We start from the raw sequence: 13,928 nt of genomic DNA, 5'->3' as shown, positions 1-13,928 counted from the left end.
CTGGCCGGCGAGGCCGACGCCTTTGCAGTCGCCTGCATAGAGGAAGCATTGCAGCTGCGCGCTGCCGGTATTACCCAACCGATTTTACTGCTCGAGGGCTGGTTCGAAGCCAGCGAACTGCCACTGATTGCCGAACACCGGTTGTGGGCTGTGGTGCACGAGCAGTGGCAGGTCAATGACCTGCTCAAGGCGGACCTGGTCGAGCCCCTGCATATCTGGCTCAAGCTCGACAGCGGCATGCATCGGGTCGGATTTGCTCCGCAAGACTACCCGCAGGTCTGGCGCCAGTTGCAGGCGAGCACGCAAGTCGCCAGCCTGACCAAGATCAGCCACTTTTCCCGCGCGGACGAACCCGAAACCGGCCGCACCGAAGAACAGATGGCCGTATTCCAGCGCGCGACCGAAGGTCTCGATGGTCCGGTCAGCCTGTGCAATTCACCCGGCGTGCTGGCCTGGCCCCAGGCGCACAACGACTGGCTGCGCCCCGGCATCATGCTCTACGGCGCCACGCCATTCGGCTTCCCACAGGAACATGCCGACAGGCTGCAACCGGTGATGCAGCTGCAGTCGAAAATCATAGCGGTAAGAGATCTTCCGGCCGGCGAACCCATTGGTTACGGCTCGCGTTTTGTCACACCACGACCTACGCGCATGGGCGTTGTGGCTATGGGCTACGCCGACGGTTATCCGCGGCACGCGCCCGATGGTACGCCAGTACTGATCGACGGCCAGCGCAGCCAGCTGATCGGTCGGGTGTCCATGGACATGCTCACCGTGGACCTGACCGATCTGCCCGGCAGCGGGCTGGGAAGCGACGTGCGGTTGTGGGGCGCCGGACTGAATGCCAGCGAGGTGGCGGCTCACGCCGGGACCATCGCCTATCAGCTTTTCTGCAACCTCAACCGGGTGCCGCGACGCTTCACTTCTTCTTTTTCTGCTTCCGCCACTTGAGACTGAACAGATCGGTACGCCGGTCCTTGAGATTGGTCACCGAGCCCTCGTTGCGCACCAGTTTCAGGCGGGTGTAGTCCAGATCGGAGAAGAAGATCATCTCGGTATTGGGCGTCGTCTCGTTGAGCACCGCATCATGCGGGAAGGGGAAGTCCGAAGGTGAGAACACCGCCGACTGGGCGTACTGGATGCCCAGGTTCTCGATCGAAGGGACGTTACCCACACTGCCGCACAGCACCACATAGCATTCGTTCTCGATCGCTCGCGCATGGGCACAGTGACGCACGCGCTGGTAACCGTTTTTGGTGTCGGTCCAGAAGGGTACGAACAGCAGATCCATGTCCTGGTCGGCCAGCAGGCGACCAAGCTCCGGGAACTCCACGTCATAGCAGATCAGGATGCCGACACGCCCGGCGTCCGTCTCGAATACCGCCAGATCATCACCGCCCTCGATCACCCAGTCACGGCGTTCCTGCGGGGTAATGTGCAACTTGGCCTGGCGCTCTTCGGTGCCATCGCGGCGCAGCAGATACGCCACGTTATACAGACGTCCGTCTTCACCTTCCTCGATCATCGAGCCGGCAATGATATTGATGTTGTAGCTCACCGCCATGCGCAGCATTTCACTGCGAAAACGTTCGGTAAAGCTGCTCAGGTAGCGGATTGCCTCGATATCGTCGGACTGATCGCGCAGCCCCATCAGCGGCGCATTGAACAGCTCGGGAAACACCGCAAAATCACTCTGGTAATCCGACAGGGCATCGACAAAGTACTCCACCTGCTCGAGCACAGCCTCCACCGAGGCAAACCGGCGCATCTGCCATTGCACCGCACCCACGCGCACCTGGTTGCGATTGGTCTGCAGCAGTCGCTCCTCGGGCTCGTAAAGGATGTTGCTCCATTCCAGCAGCGTCGCGTAGCCCATGGACTTCTTGTCTTCGGGCAGATAACGACGCATCAGCCGTTTGACCTGAAAATCATTAGCCAACTGGAAAGAGAGGATCGGGTCGTGGATTTCCTTACGGTCAACCGCCTCGATGTACTCGGTCGGCTTCAGCTCATCGGCATGCTCGTGGTAGCCGGGTATGCGCCCACCGGCCAGAATCGCCTGCAGATTGCGCGAGCGGCACAGCTCCTTGCGAGCCTCATACAGGCGCCGGCCCAGGCGATGGCCACGATATTCGGGATCAATCAATACATCCAGACCGTAGATCGCGTCGCCATCTTCCTTATTGGGGATGATTTCGGTATTCCCGATCAGGTCGGCATACTTGTGCGGATCGGAAAAGATGTCGTAATCGACCATCACACTGAGCGCTACCCCGATCAGCTTCTCGCCGTCGACAATCACCAACTGGCCATCCGGAAAGTCCCGAATCAGCCGGGTGATGGTCTTTTTCGGCCAGGCACCGCCAATATCGTCATAGACCTTGTCCATCAATACCTTGAGCTGCGGATAGTCGCTGGGTTTCAGGGTCCGCAAGGTCAAATGCAGGTCTTCAAGATCCATACTGTTTGTCTCTCTATTCATTTTCACGGCGCCCATCATAACAGGTGTTCAAGCATCCCTCTTGATCCGTTGTAAATTCTGAACGGTCATGCAATGATTTGCCTCATTTATTGCAACACTGATCAGCAGGAGGATCCGCTATTGGACGTAGGTGCCCGCCTAAAAACCATTCGCAAGCTCAAGGGCCTGTCGCAGCGTGAACTGGCCAAGCGAGCCGGAGTAACCAACAGCACCATTTCGATGATCGAGAAAAACAGCGTCAGCCCCTCGGTCAGCTCTCTGAAAAAGGTGCTTTCGGGAATACCCATGTCACTGGTGGACTTCTTCTCGCTCGAAGTAGACGAGGACAGCCCGCGCAAGGTGATCTACCGCGCTGACGAACTGCTCGACATTGGCTCCGCTGAAGTGACCATGAAGCTGGTCGGCAAGGGCCATCCCAATCGGGCGTTTTCCTTCCTCAATGAGATCTATCCGCCCGGTTCGGATACCGGTCCCGACATGCTCAATCACGAGGGCGAGGAAGCTGGCACTGTGGTCGCCGGCCAGCTTGAAGTCACGGTCGGCAGCGAAATCTTTGTGCTCGATACCGGCGACAGCTACTACTTCGACAGCAGCCAGCCGCATCGCTTCCGCAATCCGTTCGAGGTACCCTGTGTGCTGATCAGTGCGACAACGCCAGCCAATTTCTAGTCGGTTTTTACCGCTGGCCTTCCACCCTCATTGCGCCATCGGAGGCTGATATATGTCCGCCAACGCTACCCCTGAACTGCTCATCGGCGCCAGTACCGAGCGCCTGGTGGCGATCAGCCCGAACATGGCGAATCGTCACGGGCTGATCGCCGGCGCTACCGGCACAGGCAAGACCATAACACTGCAGGTACTCGCCCAAGGCTTTTCCGACCTGGGTGTGCCTGTGCTGGTGCCGGATATCAAGGGCGACTTCTCCGGCATCGCGACGGCCGGGACGATGAGTGACAAACTGGCCAAACGGGCCAACCGGGTCGGCCTGGCGGACCTGCAAATGCGCGGCGCACCCACAGTGTTCTGGGATGTGTTTGGCGAACATGGCAACCCACTGCGCCTGACCATCGCCGACTTCGGTCCGATCATGCTCGCGCGCCTGCTCAACCTGAACGAGACCCAGACCGGCGTATTGCAGATACTCTTTCGGGTGGCCGACGACAATGGCTGGCTGCTGCTTGATCTCAAGGATCTGCGCTCGATGCTGTCGCACCTGAATCAGCACCGCGCTGACATCGGACCCCGTTACGGCAACATTTCACCCGCCAGCATCGGTGCAATACAGCGTGCGCTGCTGAACCTGGAGGGTCAGGGCGGCGAGCGCCTGTTCGGCGAGCCCGCGGTCACGCTGGAGGATTTTCTGCAGACCGACGAGCAGGGCCGGGGCGTGGTCAATATCCTGCACGCCTCGCGTCTGTACCGCGATACCCCGCTGGCCTATTCGAGCATCCTGTTGTGGCTGTTGTCGGAGCTCTTCGAGCAGTTGCCCGAGGCAGGTGATGCGGACAAGCCACGCTTCGTATTGTTTTTTGACGAGGCGCACCTGCTGTTCAAGGACTCGCCAAAAACATTGGTGGACCGGATAGAGCAGGTGGTGCGCCTGATCCGCTCCAAGGGTGTGGGAGTCTACTTCATCACCCAGAGCCCCCTGGATGTGCCCGAGGCGATTCTCGGACAGCTGGGCAACCGGGTACAGCATGCCCTGCGCGCGTTTACGCCCCGCGACCAGAAAGCTGTGCGCAGTGCGGCGCAAACCTTCCGGGAAAACCCGGGCCTGGATACCGAGCAGGTGATTACCGAACTCGGCGTAGGCGAGGCGTTGGTCTCGGTGCTGGATGAAAAGGGCGTGCCCACGCCGGTGGAGCGGGTCATGGTGCGACCGCCAGCGAGCCAGATGGGTCCGATATCCGATGCCGAGCGCAGCCGCCTGCTGAAGCAGTCGGTACTCGCGGGAATATATGATCAGGAGCTCGACCGCGATTCGGCCTATGAAATACTCAGGCAGCAGGCCGAACAGGCGCTTTCGCAACAGACCGCGCAAACCCGCACCCAGCAACAGGCCAATCGCGAGCGCTCACCCGCCCGCGCGCAACGCAAATCCGGGCTCGAAAGCATGGCCAATTCGATGGGCCAAAGCGCCATGCGCAGCCTTGGCAGTCAGCTGGGCAGGGCCATCGTCCGCGGCCTGCTCGGCTCTCTGAAAGGCCGCTAGAATATGGCCGTATCCTGACAAATCAGGATGGAGGGTAAGCGGACAGGATACGGCTGACCATATCGCGAATCTGCTGCTCGCGCTCGGCCGGCGCCCTGGACGCATCCCACAACTGGCGTTCATCGCTGCCGCGCCACACCAACTGACCATCCTCGACATCACGCATGTCGATCTGCAGTGTCAACATCTGGTATTCCACCGAACGTGACTGGGCATACGCAGGGCCTCCGCCCCAACCCCAGCCCCAATAGCCGAAGGAACCGCCCCAGGTAGTAGTGACCTGATCTTGTTCTTTCTCACTGATCACATCCACTTGAAACAGCAAGTCGGCAGATCCGGTGTCACCGGCCTGGCGCAGGCCGCGCGCCTCCAGCTCGCCACGCACTGCCTCGCGGATCCGCTGACTGGTCAGATCGCTGCCCACCCGTGGATCGTCTTGCGGCGTGTAGGTAATGGCCGGTTCGGCCCAGGCCCAGGTGCGGTAATGGGTGAAATCGCGACTGGTGTCGTAATCACGCTCCACCTGCGTGGTCTGGCAGGCGGCGAGCAACAGCGCGCAGCCTACGAGCAAGGCGTTTCGCATGGTCTGCGGCAAGCAGTGAAGAGTCGACCATCGTAAAGACAGCATAAACAATACCTCGATTCGCGGGCCTGTCCTGTTCGACTCGTATCCCGACAGTTGGTTCGTCAGAGCGGCAGCGAAATGGTAAAGCGCGACCCCTCACCCGGAGTCGATTCCAGATTGATCGTACCGCCATGCAGCAGCACGATTTCCTTGCACAGAGCCAGGCCGAGGCCGATCCCCCCACTCTTGTTGCCGACCTGCGCGAAGGGCTCGAAAGCACGAGTCTGCTGGCTGTAGGCAATACCCGTCCCATCGTCCTCGACATGGACTATCAGACGATCGGCTTCACGCCTGGCCTCCAATGTAACATGGCCCCCGCTGTCTGTATGCCGCAGCGCATTGCTGATCAGATTGTCCATCACGCGGCTGATTTTCAGCTGATCCAGCTCGACCACCGGCAACTTCTCGTTCAGCTCGACCTGCAAATCCACACCCTGGTCGAGCGCCTGATTGGTGAAACGGTGATGCGACTGCAACAGCAGCGACTCGATATCGCAGGGGCCTGTTTCAAGTTTCTGCAAGCCGCTCTGATAGCGGGAAAAATTCAACAGGTCGTTGATCAGCCAGACCAGCCGGCGCATTTCCTCGTCTACCGTCTGCGCCAGGTCTGCCTCGCGGCCTTCCTCCGGCAATTTCAGACGTTCCCGCAGCAGCGCAAAAGCCATATGCATGCCCGCCACCGGGGTGCGCAGTTCATGGGACGCACGCAGCACGAATTCACTGCGCACTCGCTCGAATGCGCGCTGAGTGGTCACGTCACGCAATACCATAACCGCGCAGATCACCTGCTGTTCATCATCGCTGACCGAGGACAGGCTGTAGGTGAGCACCCGGGCTTCCCCACCCGCGACCACCTGCAGGTCCTGCTCTCCTTCCTCGCGCGTCTGCCCCTGCAGAACCCGCCCGAGCTGCTCGTCGAGCTCCGGATAATCCAGAACCGCCCCAAGGCACAGCCCCAGATGCTCCTCATCGCAACCGAGTTGCCGCCGCGCCACTGGATTGATGTGCTCGAGCTCAGCAGCGCAATTGAAGATCAGCAGGCCGCCGTCCATACTGTCAAGCACCGCCTGCAAGCGCTTGCGCTCGGCATGCAAGGCAGCCAGATCACTGTTCTTGAACTCCTGCAGCGAGTCTGCCATGAGGACAAAGCGCCGGCTGAGAATACCCAGTTCGGCGATCGGGGAAATCGGCAGCATGACTCTGAAGTCCCCGCGCCCAACCCGGTCCGCAGCCCGGGCCAATGCCTCGATTGGCCGACCCACCCGCTGCGCGATACTGTTTGCGGTAATCAACCCGATAAGCATAGCGGCGATCACCACCAGCCCCAGTAAAGTGGCGATCAACCTTGCGCGCTCCTGGGTTCTTCTAATGGCACGCTGAACCTCATTCACATAGCGTGCCTGCACTGAGCTGATACTGTTACGCATGGCCATGATCGCCGAACTGTATTCGTCGTTCTGCAACAACGCGCCATGCATTGTAAAAGGTCTTTCGAAGATCTGACTGAGCGTGGCGTAGTTGCTGCGGATCGCTGCTATGGCGTCGCGATCGCTCTGATCCATCGCGCTTTCAGTGGCGATCGCCAGCCAACGCTGAAAGGTCTCATCCGACGCTATCAGCGCTTCACTGTCGAGATTCTCGGCGAGCAGCAGCGTGACCTGCTGGCTCAGCTCGTGGCCCAGTCCCTGGCTGGCCTCGATGATCCCCAGGTTACGGGTCATCGCGTCATTCTGGGTCTGGGTAAGATGGAGCACGCTGTACAGGCCGAGAATCAGCCCCAGTAGCGCAACGCCGAGCAGGCCGCTGATACCGAGGAAAAGCCGACTGCGCAGTTTCACAAAGCCAACTGCTTGCGTTTCCGGTAGAGCGTGGATGCGTCTATGCCGAGCGTCTTCGCCGCCTGATCAAGCGTTTCACTGTTGGCCAGAACAGACGCAATATGAGCCTTTTCCAACTCCTCAAGGCTCATCTCCGCGCCGATCCGCGGCGCATTGGTAACCGCGGGGCCCGTAAAACCCAGATGGTCCACACCGACCAGTTCTTCGAGGCAAATGATGCTCGCCCGTTCCATCACGTTGCGCAATTCGCGGACATTGCCCGGCCAGGAATAACCGCGCAGCGCCTGTTTGGCTTCATCGCTCAGCGCCTTGGCGGGCGTACTGTAATCATTCACGAAACGCGACAGGAAGCGCTCGGCCAGCGGTACGATGTCATCCTGACGGTCGCGCAGTGGGGGGATCGTCAGGGTGATAACGTTCAGACGATAGATCAGATCCTCACGAAACTCTCCGGCGCTGACCATTTCCTGCAGATTGCGGTTGGTCGCAGCCAGAATACGCACGTCGGCACGGCGGGTTACCGGGTCCCCGACGCGCTCGTATTCCTTGTCCTGGATAAAGCGCAGCAACTTGGGCTGCAAGGTCAGTGGAAAGTCGCCAATCTCGTCCAGGAACAGGGTGCCGCCGTCAGCCTGATTAACCCGCCCCAGGGTATTCTCGCTTGCCCCGGTAAAGGCGCCACGCGTATGGCCGAACAACTCACTTTCCATCAAATCCGCGCTCAACGACGGACAGTTGATGGTGACGAAGTTCTTTTTCGCACGCCGACTCCAGCCGTGCATTGCCCGGGCGAGCTCGCCCTTGCCGGTGCCGGACTCGCCAAGAATAAGCACGTTGGCATCGGTTATGGCCACTTGTCGCGCGGTATCCAGCACCGACATCATCACCGGGCAATGCGATTCGATTACCTGCTCCGGCTTGCCAAGCTGACCCTCAAGCAATTCCAGACGCGCTGCCAGATGCCGCACCTTCAGCTGTTTAGCGGCACTAATGCGCAACTGGTCGGGACTGCAAGGCTTGACCAGATAGTCCGATGCGCCTGCCTGAATGGCATCGACGGCGGTATCGATAGCCGAATGGGCGGTGACAATCACGACTATCATCCAAGGCGCCTGCGTGCGCATGATCGCCAGAAGATCCAGTCCGCTGTCCTCACCCAGACGCAGATCAAGGAAACACAGATCGAACACCTGTTGCCGCATGACCGCCTCGGCGTTCGCCGCAGAACTTGCGGTCGCGACCTCGTAGCCATCGTCTTCCAGACAGTAACGAAAAGTGCGCAGGATCGCCGACTCATCATCCACCAGAAGAATATGACCGCTATGCTGATCTGCTTTATCCATGATTCCCGCTCTCCGGAATAAATGATGCAGTAAGGCCAGTGTATCATTCGTGCAATTTGCATGGCGAGTAGAGATTATCGGCTACTCAAAGCAGCATCTACAACACGCTTAAAACATCCAAGTCATTGTTAAATAACATTTTATTAAGAATATCCCAGAGACCTTGAGCTGCCTTCCAAGCGCCCAGACAAAAGCAGCCTGGACCATAGTCGACTAGGCTTGGACCAGATTGCATTCAATGGAGATAACCTATGCACAAGCTCAAGACGATGACCTTAGCCATCGCAACCACGGGAATGCTCGCACTCTCACCGTTCTCCGTCATGGCCCAGGACAACCGCTCGGAAGTAGGCGAAGCGCGTATGGAGGGATCCGTCGCTACGGCCTTTGCATTGAACCGGCACCTCAATCCCTTCCGTATCCAGGTGCAGGTGCAGGATCGCACCGCAATTCTCACCGGCACTGTGGAAAACGGGGTTAACCGTGACCTTGCCGAAGAAGTCGCGCTTAGCATCGAGGGCATCGAAGAGGTCGACAATCAGTTAACGGTGGATACCGACGTCGACCAGAGCGATGCCGAGCGCATCAGCTTTGCCAACAGCTTCAATGATGCGACCACCACCGCCACAGTGAAATCCAAACTGCTGTGGAATCGTCATACCCAGGGCCTGGATATCGACGTCGATACCAGCAACAGCGTCGTCACCCTGACAGGCGAAGCAAACAGTGACGCGGCCCGGGAGCTGGCGCAGCGGTTGGCGGAAAACACTGCAGGTGTCCGCGACGTTCGCAACAACATTGTGATCACTGATCAACCAGGCACTGCGGCGCAGGCGCAGCAGGCTGCGGGGGAAGCTGCGAGCGAGGCTGCCGAGGTGGTCAGCGATGCCTGGATCACCAGCAAGGTCAAATCCAGCTTGCTGTTCAACCGCAACCTCGACGCCATGGATATTTCGGTGATGTCGCGCAACAGCAGAGTGACCCTCAGCGGCCGGGTCGACAGCGACGCGCGCAAACAGCTGGCAATCGAAACGGCCGGCAACATTCGCGGCGTGGAAAGCGTCGATGCACAGGCGCTGCGCGTAGCGCCCTGAACTTAATCGCCAAAAGGAGGACAGATATAGCAGGCACGGAGACTCGATATGAATGCAATGGGTACCACTACCGAACAACTGAATGAGCTGATCGCCATCACCCGAGATGGGGAGCGACTCTACGAGCACGCTCGCAAAGAGGTCAAAGACCCTGAGTTACGTGAGCTTTTCAGCGAGATGTGCCAAGCCAAAAAAGAACTTATTCAGGCGCTCGCCGCTAAGGTCGAGGCCAACAAAGGAGAGCCGGAATCCGGCCGCACCCTAACCGGCACGATCAGACAGGTTTACGCCGATATTAAGGCCGAACTCACCAACAACGATGCCACGACCTACATCAGCCAGCTGGAAAAGACCGAAGATCGCATACTGCATGCGTTCGAGGATGCTCTGGAAAACGCTGATGTGGGCCTGCACAGTCTTTTGGGCCCGGAAATGCCCAAGGTGCGGGCCTGTCACGATCGCATGCGCGATCTGAAAAAGGCGATTGGAAAGTAGCCTTCACCGAAGGCACTACCCGTGCAGGGATGAGCGCGGGCTGCGGGCTGAACAGCCCGTTCTAACCTTGAGATAGAGGAGGAATCGGCATGCTGGGATGGGCAATTACCTTTCTGATCATCGCTATCATCGCTGCGGTACTGGGCTTTGGTGGCATCGCCGGGACCGCAAGCGGCATCGCCCAGATTCTGTTCGTCGTGTTTCTGGTGCTGTTCGTGATCTCTCTGGTCATGGGTCGGCGACCGAAACCCTAGACGCAGTTCATGCATAAAAAAACCGCTGCCAATGGCAGCGGTTTTTTCTACCTGAAAGCAGACGGCGAACTCTTCTAGCCCAGCAGATCGAGCAAGGCTTCTGCCGCTTTTTCAGAAGAGGCCGGATTCTGCCCGGTAACCAGCTTGCCATCGACCTTCACGTAGGGCGCCCAGTCATCACCCTTGCTGTAGATGCCGCCGCGCTCACGCAATACATCCTCCAGCAAGTACGGGACGACTTCCGAAAGCCCCACCGCGTCTTCTTCCGAGTTTGAAAAACCGGTCACCTGACGACCGCTCACCAGCGGTTCACCGGATGCGCTACGAGCCTGCAACAAGGCCGCAGGGGCATGGCATACCGCACCGATCGGCTTGTCAGCCTGCAGGAAAGACTCCAGCAGCGCGACCGAGTGGATATCGCGGTACAGATCCCACATCGGGCCGTGCCCACCGGGGTAGAACACCGCGTCGAAATCCTCGGCGTTTACTTCTGTCAGCTTGCGGGTGCTGGCCAGTTGCGCCTGCGCTTCCTTGTCTTGCGCAAAGCGGCGCGTGGCATCGGTCTGCGCGTCGGGCTCGTCGCTCTTGGGATCCAGCGGCGGTTGTCCACCGGCGGGCGAGGCAAGCACTACCTCGGCTCCAGCATCGCGCAGCACGTAATAGGGCGCCGCAAACTCCTCCAGCCAGAAGCCGGTCTTGTTACCGGTATCACCCAGTTGATCATGTGAGGTAAGCACTATAAGTATTTTCATGTGGTTCCTTTCGCGAATCTGTTGCATGTGGCTGTTGGACCCATTGTGGGTTAATTTGTTCAGCATCACCAAGGACAGCTTGTATGAAGACATTACTGCTCAACTGCGACATGGGCGAAAGTTTCGGGGCCTGGAAAATGGGCCTGGACGAGGAAGTGATGCCGCATATCGATTGCGCCAGCATCGCCTGCGGCTTCCACGCCGGTGACCCGGGCGTGATGCGTCACACAGTGAGCCTGGCGGTCCGCCACGGTGTGCGCATCGGCGCGCACCCCGCGTACCCTGATCTGGCCGGTTTCGGCCGACGCTCGATGAGCTGCTCCGCTCAGGAAATAGAAGATCTGCTGCACTACCAGATCGGTGCGCTGAACGGCATCTGCCGGGCTCAGGGCGCGCGGGTCAGCTACGTCAAACCCCACGGCGCGCTCTACAACGACATGATGCGCGATCCCGAGCTGCTGCACACGGTGATGCGCGCGGTCGCCGCCTATGACGCTGATCTGCAACTGATACTGCTCGCCCGCCGGGATAACAGCGAGGCAGCGTCCATGGCGGCCCCGTATGGCCTGAGCCTGCTGTTCGAGGCCTTCGCCGATCGTGCCTATGATGCCCAGGGTCACCTGGTCCATCGGGCTCTGCCCGGGGCTGTGCACCTACTGCATGGCGCGGTCGTAGCCCAGGCACTGGACATCGCTGCCGGCAGGCCCTTGATCACCGCCGATGGCAGCTCGCTGCTGCTGGAGGCAGACACCCTCTGCGTACATGGCGACAACCCCGCCGCCATCACTGCCATTCAACACATTCATGCCGCAATGCAGGCCACGGCCGGACGATGAACTATCGGCTCGAAACCATCGGGCTCGACGTATTGTTGATTCGCCTGTTCGAGCAGATAGACGAAGCCAATATTCCCTGGCTGCTCGCCGCAGCCAACCGGCTGCGTGCCATATTTGGCGCGCAACTGGTCGATCTGGTGCCGTCCTATACCACCCTGATGCTGCATTACGACATCGAACAATTGAATGATGTTCAGGCCAGGGGTGCCGTGCGCAATGCCCTTGCCAACCTCCAGCCGGAGCAGAACGAAACCAGTGGCCGCCGGCATGAACTGCCCGTGTGGTATCACGCCAGCGTCGGGCCGGACCTGACGCGAATCGCAAAGCTCAAGGGCCTCAGTGAACAGGCCGTCATAGCTGCCCACTGCGGCCGTGACTATCGGGTGTTTGCGCTGGGGTTTGCACCGGGCTTTGGCTATCTGGGTCTGCTTGATCCTGCGCTGGCAACACCACGCCTGGACACACCCAGGCAACGGGTGCCGGCGGGTAGCGTGGGGATTGCCGAGCAGCAGACAGCAATCTATCCGCTGCAGTCGCCCGGCGGCTGGAATCTGCTGGGCCGCACTGCGGTCACGCTGTTTGATCCCGACCGCGAAGGCTACAGCCTGCTGCAACCGAGCGATCGGGTGCGCTTCGTGGCGATCGATCGCGCCGAATTCCTGCGCCAGGGTGGCGACGATACGCCAATGGCGGCGGGAGCATGAGCGGCTTGCTCGTCGAGCGCACCCTGGGGCTGGCGCAACTTCAGGACCGCGGCCGCTTCGGCGTCCGGCACATCGGCGTGACCCAGGGCGGCGCGCTGGACTGGGTGGCGGCAGGCTGGGCAAACCGGCTGCTGGGCAACAAGCCAGACTGCGCCGTGCTGGAGATCCCCATGGGCGGCCTGATCTTGCGCTGTGAGCAGGATACGACGCTGGCACTGACCGGAGCCGACCTTGCCGCGACCCTCGACGACTCGCCCATTGCCCCCTGGTGCAGCTTTGTTGTGCGTCAGGGCGAGCAACTGGCATTGCACGCCCCCAGGTCCGGCGTGCGAGGCTATCTGGCCGCACCCGACGGCTTTGCCGCCCCCCTGATCCTCGGTTCGCGAGCTACCGTGGTGCGGGAAAACCTGGGTGGGCTGACCGGCGACGGCCAGCCACTGCGACGTGGTGACCGTCTGGCGTTTGGCAATCGGCGTCCAATGACGCTGGCTGTGCCGCCCGGCTTCATAACGGATTACTCAACGCCGGCCCTGCTGTCGATGCTGCCCGGCTCACGGCTGGCCGACTTCGCTGGTCGCAGTCTGTTCAAGGCGTTCAACCGGCCGTGGCAGGTTGATTATCGGACCGATCGCATGGGTATCCGGCTTGCCGGACCTGTGCTGCAATACCGCGGCTCGGGCGTGATATCCGAAGGCATCCCGCTTGGGGCGATCCAGGTTCCACCAGATGGACAGCCCATCGTATTGATGAATGATCGCCAGACCATCGGCGGCTACCCCTACCTGGGCAGCCTGACGCCGCTCGCGGTGGCGCGCCTGGCTCAGTGCAACACAGGCCAGCAGGTTCGGCTGCACCTGGTTGGCACCGAGCGGGCACGGCAAGTCCACATAAAGGCACATAAAGAACTATCTTCGATCCCTCTGCTGCCGATAGGCTGTGAATAACCCAGTCCTCTGCTGCGAAGACATACATGCCCCGCACCCCTTTCCGTCGACATTTCTGCCTGGCGCCAATGTTCCTGCTCGTTCTCGCACTGCTTGCCCAAACCGCTAAGGCGGCAACCGCTGAAGAGCTGGAGTGGGCAGTGTGGCCGCTGCCTGGAATGGTAACGGTGGTTGATGGCAAACCGACCGGAGGCACAACGATCGAAGCGTTGACGATGCTTATGCAGCACATGCCCGATGTGCCGATCAAATATTCGCTGGCCAATCGCCTGCGCCAGCAGCAACGCATGAAGAGCGGCGACCAATTCTGCTCGATTCCGATGTTGCGCCGCGCCGACAGTGACCAGCT

Annotated in this window: 15 protein-coding genes; 10 read left to right on the top strand and 5 right to left on the bottom strand. The window is 60.0% G+C overall.

The annotated features are described in order from the left end of the window. Positions 1-951 (top strand): alanine racemase (gene alr, locus ABYA88_RS12800; protein WP_373187740.1); only part of this gene is annotated, 951 nt, incomplete at its 5' end. On the opposite strand, the gene ABYA88_RS12795 is transcribed toward alr, so the two are convergent. After that, positions 920-2,461, bottom strand: a complete 1,542-nt coding sequence (locus tag ABYA88_RS12795) for a GNAT family N-acetyltransferase (RefSeq protein ID WP_373187738.1) — start codon at positions 2,459-2,461, stop codon at positions 920-922. The genes alr and ABYA88_RS12795 overlap by 32 nt on opposite strands. 141 nt (positions 2,462-2,602) lie before the next feature. Between ABYA88_RS12795 and ABYA88_RS12790 the strand changes: the two genes are divergently transcribed. Both ABYA88_RS12790 and ABYA88_RS12785 read left to right on the top strand, forming a co-directional pair. Next, a complete protein-coding gene (locus tag ABYA88_RS12790; RefSeq protein WP_373187736.1) occupies positions 2,603-3,151 on the top strand; it encodes a cupin domain-containing protein in 549 nt (182 codons plus the stop codon). Positions 3,152-3,203: 52 nt separating this feature from the next. Beyond that, the gene (locus ABYA88_RS12785) at positions 3,204-4,694 is read left to right on the top strand and encodes a helicase HerA-like domain-containing protein (protein WP_373187735.1); all 1,491 of its coding nucleotides are present in this window, start codon (positions 3,204-3,206) and stop codon (positions 4,692-4,694) included. A 22-nt stretch (positions 4,695-4,716) separates the two neighbouring features. Here ABYA88_RS12785 and ABYA88_RS12780 read toward each other — a convergent pair whose 3' ends face one another. The 3 genes from ABYA88_RS12780 to algB are packed head-to-tail and all read right to left on the bottom strand — an operon-like array spanning position 4,717 to position 8,500. Then, complete coding sequence (locus ABYA88_RS12780) at positions 4,717-5,322, bottom strand: DUF4136 domain-containing protein (protein WP_373187734.1); 606 nt, start codon at positions 5,320-5,322, stop codon at positions 4,717-4,719. Positions 5,323-5,381: 59 nt separating this feature from the next. Further along, the gene (locus tag ABYA88_RS12775) at positions 5,382-7,157 is read right to left on the bottom strand and encodes an ATP-binding protein (protein WP_373187732.1); all 1,776 of its coding nucleotides are present in this window, start codon (positions 7,155-7,157) and stop codon (positions 5,382-5,384) included. After that, on the bottom strand, positions 7,154-8,500 hold the full coding sequence (gene algB, locus ABYA88_RS12770; RefSeq protein ID WP_373187731.1) for a sigma-54-dependent response regulator transcription factor AlgB: 1,347 nt from the start codon (positions 8,498-8,500) through the stop codon (positions 7,154-7,156). The genes ABYA88_RS12775 and algB overlap by 4 nt, the downstream gene beginning before the upstream one ends. Before the next feature lie 251 nt (positions 8,501-8,751). Here algB and ABYA88_RS12765 point away from each other — a divergent pair, with 251 nt between their 5' ends. The 3 genes from ABYA88_RS12765 to ABYA88_RS12755 all read left to right on the top strand — a co-directional run bounded on the left by ABYA88_RS12765 (position 8,752) and on the right by ABYA88_RS12755 (position 10,343). Next, positions 8,752-9,594 (top strand): BON domain-containing protein, encoded by an 843-nt coding sequence (locus ABYA88_RS12765; RefSeq protein ID WP_373187729.1) that lies wholly within the window; start codon positions 8,752-8,754, stop codon positions 9,592-9,594. Between the two features lie 57 nt (positions 9,595-9,651). Beyond that, a complete protein-coding gene (locus ABYA88_RS12760; protein WP_373187741.1) occupies positions 9,652-10,089 on the top strand; it encodes a PA2169 family four-helix-bundle protein in 438 nt (145 codons plus the stop codon). Positions 10,090-10,178: 89 nt separating this feature from the next. After that, the gene (locus ABYA88_RS12755; protein ID WP_373187727.1) at positions 10,179-10,343 is read left to right on the top strand and encodes a DUF1328 domain-containing protein; all 165 of its coding nucleotides are present in this window, start codon (positions 10,179-10,181) and stop codon (positions 10,341-10,343) included. A gap of 74 nt (positions 10,344-10,417) precedes the next feature. On the opposite strand, the gene ABYA88_RS12750 is transcribed toward ABYA88_RS12755, so the two are convergent. Next, complete coding sequence (locus tag ABYA88_RS12750; RefSeq protein WP_373187726.1) at positions 10,418-11,095, bottom strand: type 1 glutamine amidotransferase domain-containing protein; 678 nt, start codon at positions 11,093-11,095, stop codon at positions 10,418-10,420. Between the two features lie 83 nt (positions 11,096-11,178). Here ABYA88_RS12750 and ABYA88_RS12745 point away from each other — a divergent pair, with 83 nt between their 5' ends. From ABYA88_RS12745 to ABYA88_RS12730, 4 genes are all read left to right on the top strand, one after another. Beyond that, entirely contained in the window at positions 11,179-11,931 is a 753-nt protein-coding gene (locus tag ABYA88_RS12745; protein ID WP_373187725.1) for a 5-oxoprolinase subunit PxpA, read from the top strand. Beyond that, positions 11,928-12,635 (top strand): 5-oxoprolinase subunit PxpB, encoded by a 708-nt coding sequence (gene pxpB / locus ABYA88_RS12740; protein WP_373187723.1) that lies wholly within the window; start codon positions 11,928-11,930, stop codon positions 12,633-12,635. The genes ABYA88_RS12745 and pxpB overlap by 4 nt, the downstream gene beginning before the upstream one ends. Beyond that, complete coding sequence (locus ABYA88_RS12735; RefSeq protein ID WP_373187722.1) at positions 12,632-13,579, top strand: biotin-dependent carboxyltransferase family protein; 948 nt, start codon at positions 12,632-12,634, stop codon at positions 13,577-13,579. Before pxpB ends, ABYA88_RS12735 begins: the two co-directional genes overlap by 4 nt. A gap of 26 nt (positions 13,580-13,605) precedes the next feature. After that, positions 13,606-13,928, top strand: a 323-nt coding sequence (locus ABYA88_RS12730) for a hypothetical protein (RefSeq protein ID WP_373187721.1), incomplete at its 3' end; no start/stop codon positions are given.

Origin of the sequence: Halopseudomonas sp., assembly GCF_041579695.1 — a bacterium.
Lineage (GTDB): Bacteria > Pseudomonadota > Gammaproteobacteria > Pseudomonadales > Pseudomonadaceae > Halopseudomonas.
This window is presented reverse-complemented; position numbering and strand designations above follow the sequence as displayed.